20 protein-coding genes and 1 tRNA gene are annotated in these 16,885 nt (G+C 62.7%); 15 read left to right on the plus strand and 6 right to left on the minus strand.

Translation table 11 applies throughout. The annotated features are described in order from the left end of the window. Positions 1 to 58 precede the first annotated feature (58 nt). Both MJ8_RS18755 and MJ8_RS18760 read left to right on the plus strand, forming a co-directional pair. A complete protein-coding gene (locus tag MJ8_RS18755; RefSeq protein WP_201410283.1) occupies positions 59 to 1,135 on the plus strand; it encodes an alpha/beta hydrolase in 1,077 nt (358 codons plus the stop codon). Between the two features lie 106 nt (positions 1,136 to 1,241). After that, a complete protein-coding gene (locus tag MJ8_RS18760; RefSeq protein WP_201410284.1) occupies positions 1,242 to 2,405 on the plus strand; it encodes an alpha/beta hydrolase in 1,164 nt (387 codons plus the stop codon). A 107-nt stretch (positions 2,406 to 2,512) separates the two neighbouring features. On the opposite strand, the gene ade is transcribed toward MJ8_RS18760, so the two are convergent. Continuing rightward, the gene (gene ade, locus MJ8_RS18765) at positions 2,513 to 4,330 is read right to left on the minus strand and encodes an adenine deaminase (RefSeq protein ID WP_201410285.1); all 1,818 of its coding nucleotides are present in this window, start codon (positions 4,328 to 4,330) and stop codon (positions 2,513 to 2,515) included. A gap of 159 nt (positions 4,331 to 4,489) precedes the next feature. On the opposite strand from ade, the gene MJ8_RS18770 reads away from it, so the two are divergent. Then, positions 4,490 to 5,140, plus strand: a complete 651-nt coding sequence (locus MJ8_RS18770; RefSeq protein ID WP_201410286.1) for an outer membrane protein — start codon at positions 4,490 to 4,492, stop codon at positions 5,138 to 5,140. Positions 5,141 to 5,397: 257 nt separating this feature from the next. On the opposite strand, the gene MJ8_RS18775 is transcribed toward MJ8_RS18770, so the two are convergent. Beyond that, positions 5,398 to 5,625, minus strand: coding sequence for a hypothetical protein (locus MJ8_RS18775; RefSeq protein ID WP_201410287.1), 228 nt, complete (start codon positions 5,623 to 5,625; stop codon positions 5,398 to 5,400). A 178-nt stretch (positions 5,626 to 5,803) separates the two neighbouring features. Between MJ8_RS18775 and MJ8_RS18780 the strand changes: the two genes are divergently transcribed. Then, positions 5,804 to 5,889: transfer RNA gene (locus tag MJ8_RS18780), tRNA-Leu, on the plus strand. A gap of 212 nt (positions 5,890 to 6,101) precedes the next feature. Continuing rightward, positions 6,102 to 6,257, plus strand: coding sequence for a hypothetical protein (locus tag MJ8_RS18785; protein WP_201410288.1), 156 nt, complete (start codon positions 6,102 to 6,104; stop codon positions 6,255 to 6,257). 562 nt (positions 6,258 to 6,819) lie between these two features. On the opposite strand, the gene MJ8_RS18790 is transcribed toward MJ8_RS18785, so the two are convergent. Beyond that, positions 6,820 to 7,854 (minus strand): Ku protein, encoded by a 1,035-nt coding sequence (locus tag MJ8_RS18790; protein ID WP_318528185.1) that lies wholly within the window; start codon positions 7,852 to 7,854, stop codon positions 6,820 to 6,822. Between MJ8_RS18790 and MJ8_RS18795 the strand changes: the two genes are divergently transcribed. The 3 genes from MJ8_RS18795 to MJ8_RS18805 all read left to right on the plus strand — a co-directional run bounded on the left by MJ8_RS18795 (position 7,847) and on the right by MJ8_RS18805 (position 9,318). Beyond that, complete coding sequence (locus MJ8_RS18795) at positions 7,847 to 8,110, plus strand: hypothetical protein (protein WP_201410289.1); 264 nt, start codon at positions 7,847 to 7,849, stop codon at positions 8,108 to 8,110. The genes MJ8_RS18790 and MJ8_RS18795 overlap by 8 nt on opposite strands. 118 nt (positions 8,111 to 8,228) lie before the next feature. After that, complete coding sequence (locus MJ8_RS18800) at positions 8,229 to 8,354, plus strand: hypothetical protein (protein ID WP_263649126.1); 126 nt, start codon at positions 8,229 to 8,231, stop codon at positions 8,352 to 8,354. A 751-nt stretch (positions 8,355 to 9,105) separates the two neighbouring features. Beyond that, positions 9,106 to 9,318 (plus strand): hypothetical protein, encoded by a 213-nt coding sequence (locus MJ8_RS18805; protein ID WP_201410290.1) that lies wholly within the window; start codon positions 9,106 to 9,108, stop codon positions 9,316 to 9,318. Positions 9,319 to 9,581: 263 nt separating this feature from the next. Here the strand turns inward: MJ8_RS18805 and MJ8_RS18810 are convergent, their stop codons facing one another. Continuing rightward, the gene (locus tag MJ8_RS18810) at positions 9,582 to 10,160 is read right to left on the minus strand and encodes an NUDIX domain-containing protein (RefSeq protein WP_201410291.1); all 579 of its coding nucleotides are present in this window, start codon (positions 10,158 to 10,160) and stop codon (positions 9,582 to 9,584) included. 153 nt (positions 10,161 to 10,313) lie between these two features. On the opposite strand from MJ8_RS18810, the gene MJ8_RS18815 reads away from it, so the two are divergent. The 3 genes from MJ8_RS18815 (at position 10,314) to MJ8_RS18825 (ending at position 12,100) form a co-directional block, all read left to right on the plus strand. Further along, positions 10,314 to 11,417: an NADH:flavin oxidoreductase/NADH oxidase gene (locus MJ8_RS18815; RefSeq protein ID WP_201410292.1), complete on the plus strand. Its 1,104-nt coding sequence runs from the start codon at positions 10,314 to 10,316 to the stop codon at positions 11,415 to 11,417. Between the two features lie 139 nt (positions 11,418 to 11,556). Continuing rightward, a complete protein-coding gene (locus MJ8_RS18820; RefSeq protein ID WP_201410293.1) occupies positions 11,557 to 11,835 on the plus strand; it encodes a DUF982 domain-containing protein in 279 nt (92 codons plus the stop codon). A 25-nt stretch (positions 11,836 to 11,860) separates the two neighbouring features. Beyond that, positions 11,861 to 12,100, plus strand: a complete 240-nt coding sequence (locus MJ8_RS18825) for a DUF2188 domain-containing protein (protein WP_201410294.1) — start codon at positions 11,861 to 11,863, stop codon at positions 12,098 to 12,100. Positions 12,101 to 12,249: 149 nt separating this feature from the next. On the opposite strand, the gene MJ8_RS18830 is transcribed toward MJ8_RS18825, so the two are convergent. Together MJ8_RS18830 and MJ8_RS18835 are read right to left on the minus strand one after the other, a co-directional pair. Then, entirely contained in the window at positions 12,250 to 12,522 is a 273-nt protein-coding gene (locus tag MJ8_RS18830) for a hypothetical protein (RefSeq protein WP_201410295.1), read from the minus strand. A gap of 179 nt (positions 12,523 to 12,701) precedes the next feature. Next, on the minus strand, positions 12,702 to 13,676 hold the full coding sequence (locus MJ8_RS18835; protein WP_201410296.1) for an alpha/beta fold hydrolase: 975 nt from the start codon (positions 13,674 to 13,676) through the stop codon (positions 12,702 to 12,704). Positions 13,677 to 13,817: 141 nt separating this feature from the next. Between MJ8_RS18835 and MJ8_RS18840 the strand changes: the two genes are divergently transcribed. The 4 genes from MJ8_RS18840 (at position 13,818) to MJ8_RS18855 (ending at position 16,867) form a co-directional block, all read left to right on the plus strand. After that, a complete protein-coding gene (locus tag MJ8_RS18840) occupies positions 13,818 to 14,558 on the plus strand; it encodes a competence/damage-inducible protein A (RefSeq protein ID WP_201410297.1) in 741 nt (246 codons plus the stop codon). 84 nt (positions 14,559 to 14,642) lie between these two features. Next, on the plus strand, positions 14,643 to 15,476 hold the full coding sequence (locus MJ8_RS18845) for a universal stress protein (protein WP_201410298.1): 834 nt from the start codon (positions 14,643 to 14,645) through the stop codon (positions 15,474 to 15,476). A 203-nt stretch (positions 15,477 to 15,679) separates the two neighbouring features. Next, positions 15,680 to 16,180 carry a xanthine phosphoribosyltransferase gene (gene gpt / locus MJ8_RS18850; protein WP_201410299.1) on the plus strand — a complete coding sequence of 167 codons (501 nt, stop codon included), beginning with the start codon at positions 15,680 to 15,682 and terminating at the stop codon, positions 16,178 to 16,180. A gap of 198 nt (positions 16,181 to 16,378) precedes the next feature. Then, positions 16,379 to 16,867, plus strand: coding sequence for an NUDIX hydrolase (locus MJ8_RS18855; RefSeq protein ID WP_201415491.1), 489 nt, complete (start codon positions 16,379 to 16,381; stop codon positions 16,865 to 16,867). Positions 16,868 to 16,885: the final 18 nt, after the last annotated feature.

Below are 16,885 nucleotides of genomic sequence, written 5' to 3' on the forward strand. Positions count from 1 at the left end.
TTCCGCGGAGGTGGACGGCCGATCGCGGCCAAAATGGAATTGCAGTGGAAGTGTCGACGTGCGGTTGAAGACAATTCTGATCATTGCCCTTGCCCTGCTGACGGCGGGCTGCGCGGGCCACCAGACGCAGGAAATCCTCGGCAGCGTCGTCGTACCGACGCAGGCGACCGAGATCGCCGGTAACCACTCGATCTTCATCGCCACCACGCGCAAGCGGTCCGACGACCCGAACAAGGTCTTCGACGGCGAGCGCTCCGCGACGCTCAACTACGCCCGCGTCAACGTCACCGTTCCGCCGGTCCACCAGACCGGCCAGATCGAACGCCGCTCGCGCGGCAAGTCGAACGACCCGACCAAGTATTTCATGGCCTCGGAAGTCGTCGGCTACGACACGCAGCCGAAATTCGCCAGCGCGCTCAACGCCGACATCGACGCCCGCGGCGGACGCGTGATGGTTTTTGTCCACGGCTACAACACCGGCTTCGACGACGCCGTCTACCGGCTGACCCAGATCGTCCACGATTCCGGCTATCCCGGCACGCCGGTGCTGTTCTCCTGGGCTTCCGGCGCCAAGACCACCGACTATGTCTATGACAAGGAAAGCGCCGCCGCCGCCCGCGACCAGTTGGAAGTGACGCTCAGGATGCTGGCGCAGACCGGCGCCCGGCGCATCGACATCGTCGCCCATTCGATGGGAACCTGGGTGACGATGGAAACGCTGCGCCAGCTCGCCATCACCGGAGACCGCGATCTCGGCGGCAAGCTCGGCGACGTGGTGCTCGCCTCGCCCGACATCGATGTCGACGTCTTCAAGAGCCAGATGCGCCGCTATGGCAAGCCGGACAAGCCCTTCATCCTGCTCCTGTCGGACGACGACCGGGCGCTCAGGCTCTCCGGCCTGATCGCCGGCTCGCGGCCGCGCGTCGGCGACTATCGGGACGCCGCCGACCTCGCTTCCTATGGCGTCACGGTGGTCGACCTTTCCAAGATCAAGGGCAATGACAGCTTCAACCACACCAAATTCGCCGACAACCCGATGATGGTGCAGATGATCGGACAGCGGCTGCGCGAGGACGATGGCTTTGCCAGCGATCGCGATGTGACGGACCGCATCCGCCAACTGGCCGCACAGTAACCCTATCGGTGCGGGTTTCCGCATCGCACGGACTTTGAACTGGACCCGGCAGCCCTCTGGCTTTATCGGAGTAACAGAGAGGTTTGCCGCCCTTGGGGGACCCCGGGTGACTGTGCATGTGAAGATCGTCATCGGCCTTGCCCTCGCGCTCGCCCTCGCCGGCTGCGCCGGTCCTACGCACGATCTGCTCAACCGCAAGGCGATTGCGGCGCCCGCGTCCGACATTGCCGCCAGGCATGAGATCTTCGTCGCCACCACCCGCCAGCCGGCGACCAAGGACCCGCGCCAGGTGTTCGACGGCGACCGTTCGCTGACCACCAGCTACGCCCGCGTCGACGTCACCGTGCCGAAAATCCACCAGGTCGGGACGATCGAGCGCGCCAAGGGCTCGGCCGACGCCAACCCCGCCAAGCAGTTCACCGCCACCGATGTCGTCCATTATGGCGACGCGCGGCAATTCGCCAAGGCGGTCGGCGCCGACATTTCCATGCGCGGCGACCGCGCCTTGGTGTTCGTGCACGGCTTCAACAACGGTTTTGACGACGGCATCTACCGCATCACGCAGATCGCGCATGACACCAAATATCCCGGAACGCCGGTGTTGTTCTCGTGGGCATCGAGCGCCAAGACGACCGGCTACATCTACGACAAGGACAGCTCGACCGCCGCGCGCGACGACCTCGAGGCGACGCTGAGGATGCTCGCCAAGACGCGCGTCAAGAGCATCGACATCATCGCTCATTCGATGGGCACCTGGCTGACGATGGAAGCGCTGCGCCAGCTCGCCATCACCGGCGACCGAGATCTGGGCGGCAAGCTCGGCTACGTCATCCTCGCCTCGCCCGACATCGACGTCGATGTCTTCAAGAAGCAGATGATCCGCTACGGCAAGCCCGACAAGCCCTTCGCCATCCTGCTTTCGGGCGATGACCGGGCGCTCAAGCTGTCGAGCTTAATTTCCGGCGACAAGCCGCGCGTCGGCGACTACGGCGACGCGGCCGATCTCGCCAATTACGGCGTGACGGTCGTCGACCTGACCAAGACCAAGGGCGGCGACGGCGGCCTGAACCACGCCAAGTTCGCCGACAATCCGATCCTGGTGCAATTGCTGGGCAACCGGCTGCGCACGCCGGCAGGCCTTGCCTCGGACGAACCCGACCCGACGCAGCTGAACAATATCGGCCAGGGCCTCGGCAAGGCGGTCGGCTCGGTCGCCGAGGTCGTCATCACCACGCCGTTCAAGGTGCTGACCATCGCCACTGGCGGATGACCTACCCTAGAGCAATTCCAGGAGAAGTGTGAGCGGTTTTCCGCCAGGAATTGCGTAAAAACAAGGAGATAGAGCATTTCACCGTTTCCGTGAAACGGTGAAATGCTCTAGATAAACAGATCGACCTTCTGAAACGTCCTCACGTCGACGAGGCCGACGTCCGAAATCCTGAGTTCCGGAATGACCACCAGCGCCAGCAGCGAGTGCTGCATATAGGCGTTGTTCAAGGAGCAGCCGACCTTGCTCATCGCCTCGGTAAGTTGCTCGGCCTTGGCCGCGACGATCTCGGCGCGCTCGTCCGACATCAGCCCGGCGATCGGCATCTCGACCAGCGCCAGTTCCTTGCCCCGGGAATAGAGCACGACACCGCCGCCCACCTCGCTCAGCCGGTTGACGGCCAAGGCCATGTCTTCCTTGTTGGTGCCGACGACGATGATGTGGTGCGCGTCATGCGCGACGCTTGAGGCCATCGCGCAGTCTTCCACATAGCCGAAACCGGAGACGAAGGCATTGGTGACGCCGCCCGTGCCGCGGTGGCGCTCGACCAGGGCGATCTGGCAGATGTCGTTGCGGCGATCCATGGCGACCAAACCGTCCTCGACGGCGAGATCGGCTTCCAGAGCCCGCGTCGGCGCCTGGTTCTCGATCACGCCGATCACTCGCGCCCGCACCTCGTTGGCGCCTTGCGGCGCGGAAATGTCAAAATCCTTCGCTGCGAGTTTCTTGCCGAGCTTGACCGTGTTCTTCGCGGATTGCGGATAGTCATAGGCCGGAATGTCGATCTCGAGCTTGCCGGCCTTGGCCAGCCGGACTCCGCGGCCATAGACCTCGTCGATGGTCATCTGGGCAAGGTCCGAAACGATCAGAAGATCCGCCAGCCGTCCGGGCGCGATCGAGCCGATCTCGCGTTCCAGCCTGAAATGCTGGGCGGTGTTGAGCGTCGCCATCTGGATCGCCGTCACCGGCTTCAGGCCCTGTTGGATGGCATGCCGCACCACACGATCCATATGGCCTTCATGCACCAGCGTGCCGGAATGGCTGTCATCGGTGCAGAGGATGAAGTTGCGCGGGTCGACGCCGTCTTCGGTCACCGCCTTGATCTGCGCCGCGACATCGTACCAGGCCGACCCCAGCCTCAGCATCGCCTTCATGCCCTGGCGCACACGCGCGATCGCGTCCTCGGCGCGCGTGCCTTCATGGTCGTCCTCCGCCCCGCCGGCGGCATAGCCATGGAACGGCAGGCCGAGATCGGGCGATGCATAGTGTCCGCCGACCGTCTTGCCGGCCTTGACCGTCTCGGCGATCTCGCCCGACATCACCGGATTGTTGGCGGCGACGCCGGGGAAATTCATCACCTCGCCGAGCCCGATGATCTTTTCCCAGGTCATCGCCTCCGCCACGTCGGCAACCGTCAATTCGGCGCCGGCGTGCTCCAGTCCCGGCGCCGAGGGCACGCAGGACGGCATCTGCACGTGCACGTTGATCGGCATCGCGACAGCCTCGTCATGCATCAGGCGAACGCCCGGCAATCCGAGCACATTGGCGATCTCGTGCGGATCGATGAACATCGAGGTCGTGCCGTGGGGGATCACGGCCCGGCAGAATTCCGTCACCGTCACCATGCCGCTCTCGACATGCATATGCGCGTCGCAAAGGCCGGGCACCAGATAGCGTCCGCCGGCATCGACCACTTTGGTCTCCTGCCCGATGGCGTGGCCGGCATCCGGTCCGCAATAGGCGAAGCGGCCGGCCGCGACCGCGATATCGGTGCCTGGGATGATCTCGCCCGAATGGACATTCACCCAGCGCCCATTGCGGATGACCAGATCGGCGGGCTTTCGGCCCATCGCGACGTCGACCAGATGTGTCGCCACCTCGGTCCACGGCTTTGGCTTTGCGGCGCTTGTCGGCTTGGCGTTCGTCATCGGCTGAGTCCTCTGCATGGGCCAGTTTGGCAAATGTCGGCGCCCGGAGCCAGAGCATCAGGTCGTAAACCACTGTTGCAGAGATACAATTCCGTTTGGCGATGAATGGGGCTAGTTTACGCTCAGGAGTCTTTCGAAACCGCCATTTCGGAGCGCCCGATGCGTCGACTGACGCTCGCCAGTGCCGGTCTTCTTGCCCTGCTGTCCGGGTCTGCCCGGGCGGCGGATTTGGGTAGTGATCTGCCGATGACCGCGCCCGGCTTCGACTGGACCGGCTATTATGCCGGCATGCAGGCCGGTTACGGCTGGGGCCGGTCCGATATCACCGTCGACGGCGGTTCAGTTAAGCCCGACATCGACGGCGGTTTCGTAGGCGGCCATGTCGCGGGGCTCTGGCAGTTCGACCAGGCCGTGATCGGCGCCCAAGCCGATCTCAATTACGCCTCGATCGACGGCACCGGCGGTCCCGGAAACACGTTCGGCTCCGCCATCAAATGGTTCGGGTCGATCGACGCCAAGGCCGGCTACGCCATGGATCGCGTGCTGATCTATGGCATCGGCGGCATCGCTTTCGCCGGCATCGAGAGCTCGCAGGCGGCGGGCACGAGCTTTGCGCGAACCCGCACCAGCACCGGCTGGACGATCGGCGCCGGCGTCGACTATGCCTTGACCAACAATGTCGTCGTCGGCGCGCAATACCGCTACTACGATTTCGGCAAGGAGCATTTCGACGCTTCGGACACCTTTACCGAGCGCGACCAGGACGTGAAGCTGCAGACGCTAGGCGTGAACTTCAGCTATAAATTCTAAGGCTTGCGGCGCCGCGGCGATGCGGAAGACCTCTCCCGCGTCATTTTTCGAAATTCCGGTGGCCGGCGCCCGCAGGGGGCGGGGGAATGGGTAGGGGCCTGGTGGACGCCGGCCTCGGCGGATCGCTCCGCCGCGTTGCGAAACATAGCGTTTCTTTAGCAGATCGTAATTCCGCGATCGCGCACTTTCCAAGCGCCCTGCCCGTCTCGGCGGATATGGCGGACATGCTTGGCTGAATGCTTGCGACGGCCGGCCGGTCAGGATCGGTCCGAGGCCCTCTTTCCCTCGGGCATCGCGGCGAGGCACTCCTCCAGGCGCCGCAGCCGCGCCTTTTGCCAGCGCAACGTGTGCGCGACCTCGTGCAGGTTCCATTTGGCCTTCGAATTGGCGGCCTCGATCAGCCCTCGTTCGAGCCGATCGATCTCGCAGCGCAACTGCCGCGCCTCCGCCTCCCTGAGCCCCCTGATCCAGCTTGCCCCACGCATGGTTCCACCATCAAAACCGGCCCGATGCTCGCAGACAAAGGCTAATGAGATCGGTTCCGAGAACCTGGCATTTTAAGCATCACTAATGTTAAATCTACGCTATGGCTGCCCGCGCAACTGCGGACGATCGGAAACACCGCTTGACGGCTCATATCAGGCATCTGAAAAGGGCACGCCTGCGGACGTGGCGGAATTGGTAGACGCAAGGGACTTAAAATCCCTCGATCACTGATCGTACGGGTTCGATTCCCGTCGTCCGCACCACATTTGCATTCTATCGTTGCGGTAGGCTATGCCAAAAAGACCGGCCGCGGGTAGCCGTTTGGGTAGCCGGAACAAGAATTTGCGGGGTTGGCCACCCAAAATTCACCTCGAAGTTGCTATAAGGAAGCTGACCTGGAGAAGCAGCTAGCCGTCGCTCAGTTCGCATTGCAGGCGTACGTTGCCTGTCTGCGCACAAGGCAACCGGAACTGCAGTGACGCTCACCTCGGTTGCGTTAGGCCAGCCCCGTCATGCGGATGATCCTCAAAACCCCATGGCCGATGGCAAGAACGAATTGACCATCGTCGGCGGCCAAATCCCAGCCGAAGAGTGCAGCCCAGCAAAAGAGCATCAGGGCGAAACGCATTAGAGAGTACTAATACGAATCCATTGACCAAACGTTACGGAAATGGGCTGCGCCCACTGTGTCACTTCGGGCCAAAATCCTGGCATCAGCCTTGCAAGGCGGAATAGCCGGTTTGATCCCCGGCAGCTCGTCGGGCTTGAGGCAGTCTGTTGGGGGCCTCGCCCGGCGAGTTCACTGAAATCAGTGGACAGGCATCAAAAGCTATATCTATGCGCAAATGCTAATTTAGCCTAAGCTCCTAGCCGACTCCCACCCTACCCGAGTCGGTTAGGCCCGGCGGTTCAACCCAACGCACCCCAACGCGGAACTGTCGGGCCGCTGAGGGCCGAGCCTTCAGTTTTAGGCGCCCCTCTATCACCTCGGCAGGCAGCGAAACCAGCATTAATGGTCAGGCGCAGCCGGCAGCATCCTTACGCCAACGGTCATGATCGTGAAATGCCGCACCAAGTCGCGCTCGCCGACGACATCTGCACGGATCGCAGCTTTACGCCGATCAGGCGATTTCTTCAGGAACGCGGGCTGCGATATCGGACCAGGGAGTTTGTCACGCTCGGAGATGCGGCCGCTACGCTGACTTTCGTGCCGGCTTGGCCTTTGGCCGATCCTTTATGCCTTCCTTGGCCAGGCTCCTCCTCAGCACGGCAGCCAGATCCACAACGTTCTCTTTGGGTTTCGGCGCCGGCTTGGGCGGTTTCTTGCCCTTGCGCTTGGCATCGATCATGGCAATCAGCGCATCCTCGTAGGTATCTTCGAACTTGGAAGGGTCGAACTTCGTGACCTTCTTGTCGATCAGCAGCTCGGCGATTTCGAGCAAATCCTTGTCGAACTTCGGAGATGTGAATTCGCCGAAGGCGCTCTTTTCCGAAACCATCTCGTTGTGGGTGCGCAACTCCGTCAGGAGCATTCCTTTGCCGAAGGGCTGGATAATGACTTCCCGGCCGCGCTGGTACAGCACAACACAAGACCGGGCCGCGACCCTCTTCTTGGCCATGGCTTCGCGCAGCACATTGAATGCCTCGGTTGCGGCGCCATCGGCGGGAATGACGTAGTAGGGCTTTTCCAGATAGCGCGTGTCGATCTCGTCAATTGCGACGAAGCCATCGACCTCCAGCGTATGCTGCGACGTCAGCTTGAGCTTCTTGATCTCGTCCGGCTCAATTTCGAGGAAGTCTCCCTTCTCGGCCTCGTAGCCCTTGATTTGGTCTTCCGAAGGCACGATGTCGCCGGTTCCTTCGTCGACATAGGCGCTTTTGACCGGCAGGCCGTCGCGGCGGCTCAGGATCTTGAAGTGGACCTTGCCCGCTTCGGTCGTGGCGCCCACCAGCTTCACGCCGCAACTCACCGATCCGACCTTGAGGAAGCCCTTCCATACCGCGCGTGGCGCCGCCATTTGGTCACTCGTGATTGTAAAACATCCTGACGGGGGAAACTTGGCCCCGCCACAATGGTTCCGCGCTGGGGCATGAGGTCCAGGTGCGGCGATCTGATGGGCGATCCCTTTAGCCGAGGGTTCTACCCGGCTGGAACAACACGACGCATCCGCAGTTCGGACGTGGAGAGATGGGGATTTCAAACGACAACAAGGAAATGCAATGGCCAATGACATGTCTCGCAAGCAGGAGCGCAAAGGCACATCGCGGATCGTTGGTTGGGGAGCCGCGCTGGCGTTGGTTCTGTTCTTGTGCTTGCTGGCCTTCTTCCTGTTCGCCCCTTCTCGGCAGATGTTGGATGTAAAGCGCGCGCCGGAACAGAATGTGGGGCAAGGCAACGCCCCGGCGGATAGCCGGCCATCTCCTGGCGTTCAAAAAGACTCGTCTGGGAACTCCAAGCTGCCCACCCAACAGGGCGGCGGGTGACGAGACGCGAGGCGCAACGAGCTCTGGAACATCCCGGTAATGCCGGGGTTTTTGCCCCGCAAGGGGAACAAACATCATAGACAACAAGAACAAGCGAGACTTTCGCGATCGAGATCGGGTGTCGGCCGACGAAGACTACGAAGTGGAGTATTTCGCAGGGAAGATCGGCCTGATCGTCCACCAGGTGCGCGAGGGTAGCCGCGACGTGTCTACGCTTGTCACCTTAAAATCCCTCGATCTCTGATCGTACGGTTCGATTCCGTCGTCGGCACCATATTGTTCCGCAACCTTTTTCCGGGAAGCACGTTGCAACCAGTCAGCTGTACGGGCGGGAGAGTTCCATGGGCAGAATCGGCAACGGCGGGACTGGTTTCGAAGCTTTCATGATCTTCATCATCGGCCTTGCAGCGATAGGCGCCGGCATATCCATCTACTTCACCGGCATGAATTGATCGCAAGCAATCCGAGCCATCCAGCCTGGTAGCGATATTATTCACCATTGGTCTTTCGCCTTACATATGCCGGCAGATTTGGTGCGGCAGGGGGATGCAGGTGCGCATCGAAGATCGCGAGTTTGAGCCCGTATGTCAGGCGGGTTTGCGTGTTGCAGTTGTCACAGATGAAGACTTTGGAGCTTTTGAACCACGATCCCTTTCGGACCACCGCTTTTCCGCACTCGGGGCAATGAAAGGTAATATCGGAATCGTACAGATCTCGTGAAAGGATCATCGCCTCGCCTCCGTCGCGGAGGTGGCGAGGCAAGATCTATGCTGAGCAGGATGTGCCAGACTGACACACTACGCAACCGGTGGAATGTAACCAACCGTGATCTTCATGCAGCCTTGCTAATGTAACCTCCGTATCGGCCGACTCCCAACCCCGAGTCGGCTAGGCCCGGCGGTTCAACCCAACGCACCCCAACAGAGCGCGGAACTGTCGGGCCGCTTATCGGCAAGGCGACACCGTAGCCGCTGCTATTTGCACAGGGAGTAACAATGGCCCAGACGATCCGGCTCGCCATCTTTGCGGTTTCGGCTGCTGTCGCCGGCTTGGCCTTTTTCGCCTTGCATTCCTTCTGGACGTGGGCCGCGCCGCTCCTGATCATATTCGTCGGCTCCATGCTTGCCGAACATGCTTTCAACCGGCTGGCCTCGAACGAAGAAAAGCAGCGCGACCTGGAAGATCGCGTGCGCAATCCACCGATGTAGGCAGCAATGGACGCCTTACCCCTTGCGCTACCCAGGTGTCGCGCGTGATTGGTGAATTGCAGGTTACGGTCATCGCGGCCGGCGTCACGGCACTCATGGCAATAGATGACGCTGATAAGGCCCCAATGCGTGCAGGCCACGCAGGTTCTTGTTTCGCCGTGTCATTCTGAAGGCGGCTCGACAGCCGTCCTGGCCGGAATGCGCGTAACGGGCCTAACTGCGAGTGCGGGCGCCGTTCTCGACCACCATCAGCGATGTGCAGCTCAAGCCGTGATCGGGTTGAGCTTCAAGTGCTGGATCAGGATGATCGTCTTGGCGTCGACGATGCGGCCGTCGGCGATGCCGGCCAGCGCCTCGTCCAGCGGCATTTCCAGAACCTCGATGTCCTCGCCTTCCTCCGGCGAGCCGCCGCCGTCGGAGATACGGTCGGCCGGCGAGTAGCGTGCGGTGAAGAACCAGAGCCGCTCCGTCACGCTGCCCGGGCTCATGAACGGCGCAAACAGCCGCTCGACATCCTTCAAATGGTAGCCCAGTTCCTCTTCCGCTTCCTTGCGGATGGCGGTTTCGGGGTCGTTTTCGTCCAGCAGGCCGGCGCAGGCCTCGATCAGCGGCTCGCGATGGCCTACGGCGTAGGCCGGGAAACGGAACTGCCGCACGAGCAGCACGGTGGAGCGCTGCGGGTCGAAGGGCAGGATCACCGCGCCGTCGCCGCGATCATAGGTCTGGCGGGTCTGCGTCTCCCATCGCCCGTCGCGGCGGCGATAGTCGAGCACCGTCTTCTTCAGCACCGCCCAGTCGTCCGAAAGGATCTCCTCCGAGCGGATGCGAATACGATCTTCCATGACGACCTCCGTATTGGCGGCAAAGGGGTAGCGGCGAACCGGCTCCCGCGCAATCCTGGAAACCGACTGGTCCAGCGACAGTTTCACCGGCTCGTGTCTGGCACGAGGCGCTGCGACTGCCTAGATAGCGATATCTCGCCAGGAGCCCGTTTCATGAAATCATCGCTTTTCCAGCCGATCACCCTCGGAGGCCTCACCTTCCCCAATCGCATCGCGGTTGCTCCCATGTGCCAATATTCGGCTGAGGACGGCTCGGCCAGCGACTGGCATCTCTATCACTGGATGAACCTGGCGATGTCGGGCGCCGGCATGGTGACCGTCGAGATGACCGATGTCGAGCGGCGCGGACGCATCTCGCACGGCTGCCTCGGTCTCTATTCAGACGACAACGAGGCGGCCGCCAAGCGCACGCTCGACGCCGCCAGGCGCGTCGCCGCGCCCGGCACGAAGTTCGGCGTCCAGCTGGCCCATGCCGGTCGCAAGGCCTCCAACCGCAAACCCTGGGAAGGCGGCGGTCCGCTGCAGCCTGGCGAAGACCCGTGGCAGACGGTTTCCGCCTCGGCCATCGCCTACGACACGGGCTGGAATGTGCCGCACGCATTGGAGGATAGCGAGATTCTTGAGCTCATTGCGCGTTTTGCGCAGTCGGCCGTGCGCGCCGAACGCGCCGGCTTCGACTTTGCCGAACTGCACGCCGCGCATGGCTATCTGATCTTCCAGTTCCTCTCGCCGCTTTCCAACCAGCGGACGGACCGCTGGGGCGGGTCGCTGGAAAACCGCATGCGCTTCGCGGTCGAAATCGCCAGGGCGGTGAGGAAAGCCGCTCCATCCTTGATGCTGGGCGCGCGCCTTTCGGTGAAGGAATGGGTCGACGGCGGTTTCGATGTCGAGGATGCGATCGAGGTGGCCAAGGCGCTGAAGGCCGAGGGTATCGCCTATATCTGCTGCTCCAGCGGCGGCAATTCGCCCCTGCAGCGGGTGCCGCCCGGTCCCGGCTATCAGGTGCATCTGGCGGAAGCCGTGCGCAAAGGCGCCGGCATTCCGACGCGCGCCGTGGGGCTGATCGACGACCCGAGCCAGGCCGAGGCGATCGTCGCCGGCGGCCGAGCCGACATGGTGGCACTGGCGCGCGCCTTCCTTGCCGACCCGCGCTGGGGCTGGCGAGCGGCGGCTGCCTTCGGCGAGGAGATCCATCCCGCGCCGCAACTAGCACGTTCGGTCACGACGATGCGGCATTGGATGAAGGCCGCAGGCTAGAGTATTCCAGGACAGGTGCGACGCGGTTCCGTCCGGAATTGCGTCAAAACGAAACCGGAAAATCAGCAGGTCCTGAGACGTTTGGGCGCAGGATCCTCGCCATAACTGCAACCAATTTGGCCGCTTTGCGTTGGCGGCCATGATAGACAACAAGCCTTTTGAAAAGCCGGTGGTGGTCGAGCTCGGCCATGTCGGCAAATATCGCCAGATCCGCAGCACCCGCGAGGCCGCGGAGTGCCTGATGACCGTTTGGCCGCTCAATCGCGGCGAGCGCCATCGTGATGCTCTCGACACTTGCCTCAAGGCGCTGGAAGGTTATCGTTCGACAGCGGACGCGCGTCGCGCCCTCGTCGAGGCGGCCAGGGAATCGGAAGTGCTGGTTCCCGAGGACAGGCTGCCCGACGGAAAACTGCATTGAGCGGGTTTCTTAACCGGAGGATTCCATGGCGAAGCTGACTTACAAGATCGTCGAGCATGATGGCGGCTGGGCCTACAAGGTCGGCTCGACATTCTCTGAGACTTTCCGAACGCATCAGGAAGCGCTGCGTGCCGCCGAAATCGCCTCGGCCGAGCAACAGGTCGCCGGTACTACCGACGGCATCCAGTACGAGGATGCCGACGGAAAGTGGCACGACGAACTGGCCGACGGCCGTGACCGCCCGCAGACCGAAGTATCCGACTAGCATTCCAGGAAAGTGTGAGCGGTCGGGCTTCCGTCCGGAACTGCGTTTCACCGTTTCACGGAACGGTGAAACGCTCTGGACTCGGAAGGGGCGTCTCCGCGACCGGCAAAGCCCAAGGCTTCATACCGGCCGCCGGCGACTATGCGGTCCTATTTGCCGCAGTAATGGTCGTTGACGTTCTGCTGCGAGTTGGCATCCGGACCAGGCGTGGTGTCCGCGCACGGGCCGAGGGTGCCGGTATTGCCGTAGGTGGTCAGCCCAGAGCCACCATTGATGCTGCCTGTGGTATAAGGGTCTATCTGCTCGCTCGCCGTGGGACGATTGTCGCGGTGCCACCACCACCAGTCATCGGATGACTGTGCCATCGCCGCGCTCCCCATGGCCAGCACCAGCGCCGAGGCTGCGATAAGTCTTGTAAGCATCGGATTTCTCCATTCTCTTGATCGCAAAAAATACGTGGGGCCGAAGCCCACAGCGATACTGACGAAACCGTGCGGCGGGGGCTAAAGTTCCATTGGAAATTCCGGGTGGGACAGAATGTCCGACACTTTTATGTGACGTCTCGTGAGCGCCCCGTGGGACCACGGGACGCCCGCCGAAATCATTTCGGGCCGGCGAAGGCACGCGCGGCGACACGTTGGATGAAGGCCACGACCCGTTCGGGTTCCACAAATTGCGGCATATGGCCAAGACCTTCGACCCGTTCGAAGTCGAGGCCTGCGATCTTGTCCAGCATCGGCTCGCCATGAACGGCCTCGCCGATCACCTGATCGCCGGTACCGAACAGGATGCCTGCCGGCATCGCTATCTCACCGTAACGCCGTTCGATTTCGCCAAGGTCCTGCTCCACCGCCACGACATCGGTGGAGGTGGCGAAATAGTGCGACGGACGCAAGCCGAGCCATCCCCCACCGTCGACCATGTAGTCCGCGGGAACCGCTTGCGGCGCGAATATGAACCTCAGCGTCGGCTGCGCGTAACGAAGGCTGAGCGGTATCGCCACCGTGTAGGCCAGGACGCGGCGCAGCAGCGGCGATGGAACATAGAGCAGGTCGAACCGCTGACGTATCCTCGCTTCGAGATGCGTCAACGGCGAGAGCAGCGCAATGCCGGAAATCGCTGTCGGATGCCCGGTTGCCAGGGCAAGCGCGATGGCCCCGCCCAGCGAATGGCCGACGACAAGGGGCCGCTCCAGGCGCAATTCCTCGATGAAGCGCCGCACGATGTCGGCCTGTTCGGGCAACCGGCCGGTCGCGCCCCTTGCCCGAACCGAATAGCCGGAGCCCGGCCGGTCGAGCGCGATCTGCCTGTAACCAGGACCGAAGCGCCCGAACAGCGTGTGACGGAAATGGTGGAGCTGGGCACCCAGCCCATGCACGAAGACGATCGGCCTGCCCTCGCCTTCTTCCACATAATGGATGCGGTTGCCGTCGATCTCGACGAATTTGCCGCAGGGCGGCACCAGTCCCTCGGCCTTGGCCGCGATCCGCCAGGTCGCAAGCATCAAGGCGAGCACGGCAAGGACAACGGCGGCAAGCATGCCGGCAAGCAGCCAAGAGACAATCGATATCGACATGTTTTCCCCCGGCCCCCGACCGACCGCACCATATCCGCAACGGCCGCCGCCACAAGCGCGCATCCGACACATTCCGGGTTTCGCATTGCGGCCGGCCGCCGGCCGCGTTATCTCAGGCGACCTTTTGCGCCGGAGCCCGCCATGCCTGAAATCGTCACCGCCGCCATGCTCGTCATCGGCGACGAGATCCTCTCCGGCCGCACCAAGGACAAGAACATCGGCCACCTCGCCGACATCATGACGGCGATCGGCATCGACTTGAAGGAAGTGCGCATCGTCCCCGACGAGGAGGACGAGATCGTCGCGGCGGTGAATGCCGTGCGCGCCCGCTACACCTACGTCTTCACCACCGGCGGCATCGGCCCCACGCATGACGACATCACTGCCGACTCGATCGCCAAGGCCTTCGGCGTCCCCTGCGAATACGACGCCAAGGCCTACGCCCTGCTCGAAGCGAGCTATGCCGGTCGAGGCATCGAATTCACCGAAGCGCGCAAGCGCATGGCGCGCATGCCGCGCGGCGCCGACCATATCGACAATCCCGTCTCCGTCGCGCCGGGCTTCCGCATCGGCAATGTGCATGTCATGGCGGGTGTGCCGTCGATCTTCCAGGCCATGCTCGACAATGTCGTGCCGACGCTCAAGGCCGGCACGAAGATGCTGTCGGCCACGGTGCACTGTCCCTTCGGCGAAGGCTTGATCGGCGGGCCGCTGGCCGAGATCCAGAAGGCGCATCCCGACACGATCATCGGCTCCTATCCCAAATATGGCGACGGCAAGTTCTGGACCGAACTCGTCGTGCGAGCCCGCAGCGAGGAAGCGCTCGAGGCCGCGCGCAAGGATGTCGAGGCGATGGTGGCGGGCCTCGCCGACGCAGGCTGACCGGCGTTCGGCTGGAACCAGTCAACGCGCTGAGGCGTTCCCCTGCCGCGCGCATGCGTAGCGCAAACAATTGAGGGACCGGTCATGCGCTTCAAGACAATCGTCGCCATCTTGCAGAACGAACAGGACGCCGAGCGCGTCCTCGATTGCGCCCTTCCGCTTGCCGAGAGGTTCGAGAGCCATCTCGTCGGCATCCATGCCGAGGCGCTTCCCGTGCCCTACACATCGGCCACCGGCTTTCCGGATACCGAATTCCTCCAGGTTTCGGCCGAGATGAACAAGGAACGTGCCGGCAAATTGCAGGCCTATTTCCTGAAGCGGATCGAGGAATCCGGCCTTTCCTTCGAGTGGCGGAGCCTGGAAAGCTTCTCCGGCGACAGCGCGCTGACCGGCATATCGAGCGTGCGCGCCGCCGATCTGATCATCGCAGCGCAGCGCGATACCGGCGGCGACCCGAGCGCCGATGTCGACACGCTGGTCTACGATGCCGGCCGGCCTGTGCTGGTCGTGCCCCATGCCGGGCCGCTGGTCACCACCTTCAGGCGCGTGCTGCTTGCCTGGAACGGCAGCAAGGAAGCGGCCCGCGCCGCTTTCGATGCCCTGCCCTTCATCGCCGAGGCCGACAAGACGGACATTCTCGTCATCGACCCGCCGGAGACGCTGGATGAAGCCCCGGAAGCCGCCGGCGCCGAGATCGCCGCGGCGCTGTCGCGTCACGGCGCCAATGTCAGCGTCTGCGTCCAGAAATCGGACGGCTCCTCGGTCGACGATATCATCCAGTCGCGGATAACCGAGTCCGGCGCCGATCTTCTGGTGCTCGGCGCCTACAGCCACTCATGGCTGCGCCAGCTTCTGTTCGGCGGCGTCACCCGCACGGTGCTGCGCACGGCGAATGTGGCGGCTTTCCTGTCGCGGTGAGTGTAGGGGGCTCGAAGTCGAGCAGTTTCGAGATCACGACCTGTGTCGGCCAGGACGCCTCGCTTCCATCCCGGCGCGACGCGCTTTAGAGTCCACAGTCCTCGCCGGCCCTCCCCTTGCCAAGCCCGGCGCTTTCCGGCTAATTCCGCCTGCATTCCAGTGTTTCTGCGCGCCGAGGGCGCGCCTTGCGGAGTGCGCGAACGATGTCCCTTCCTGAAAAAGCTTTTCCCGTCTCGTGGGACCAGTTCCACCGCGACGCCCGCGCGCTTTCCTGGCGTCTTTCCGGCGCCAGCAAGGGACAATGGAAAGCGATCGTCTGCATCACCCGCGGCGGGCTGGTGCCGGCCGCCATCATCGCGCGCGAGCTCGGCATCCGCGTCATCGAGACGGTGTGCGTCGCCTCCTATCATGACTACACCAGCCAGGGTCAGCTGCAGGTCCTGAAAGAGATTTCGCCTTCGCTGCTTGCCGATGACGGCGCCGGTGTGCTCATCATCGACGACCTGACCGATACCGGCAAGACGGCCGGCATTGTGCGCGCCATGATGCCGAAGGCGCATTTCGCGACCGTCTATGCCAAGCCGAAGGGCCGCCCGCTGGTCGATACATTCGTCACCGAGGTCAGCCAGGACACCTGGATATACTTTCCCTGGGACATGGGCTTCACTTACCAGAAGCCGATCGCGGACGATCACGCTGGCTGACCGGCCACCACATCTTCCAGAGAACTCACTCAAACCCGCATCGCGGAGCCGCGCTGACAGGCCCGACTACTTTGCGAGATTGACTTTTTCTGGTGAGGTTTTCCGACGGAGTGAAGTTTTTTACTTTTAAACCCCATATTTCGCCGTAAGATTCGTAAGATGGCAAACGATTCTGGAGGCTGGGGGCAGCTTCTTACCATGTTGACGAGGCCGACGACGCACAACCAGATGGCCGAAAGAGTCCGGCGGCTCTTCGGCGTCGCGCCTTGTCGCCTGCAGGTCGCCGCCTTGCCCTGGCGCGAGAATGAGAACGGCGTCGAGATCATGCTGATCACCAGTCGCGACACCGGGCGTTGGGTGCTGCCCAAGGGTTGGCCGGAGGCCAGGGAACCGCTTTGCGAGGCCGCCGCCCGCGAAGCCGGCGAAGAAGCCGGACTGCGCGGCACCGTCTCGCATCTCGAAGTTGGCCGCTATTTCTATGCCAAGGTTCTCGCTTCGGGCGAGGAAGTGCCTTGCGAGGTGTTGGTCTTTCCGCTGCATGTCGACCGTGTCGCGGATCGCTGGAAAGAGAAGCGCGCGCGCACGCGCAAATGGGTCGGCCCGAACGAAGCCGTCCGCATGGTCAACGAACCCGACCTTTGCCAGATCATTGCCGACTTCTGCGCCGCGCCGCGCAAGTTCGCCTGATTCAAAGCAACTCCAGGA

The organism is Mesorhizobium sp. J8 (assembly GCF_016591715.1).
Taxonomy (GTDB): Bacteria; Pseudomonadota; Alphaproteobacteria; order Rhizobiales; family Rhizobiaceae; genus Mesorhizobium.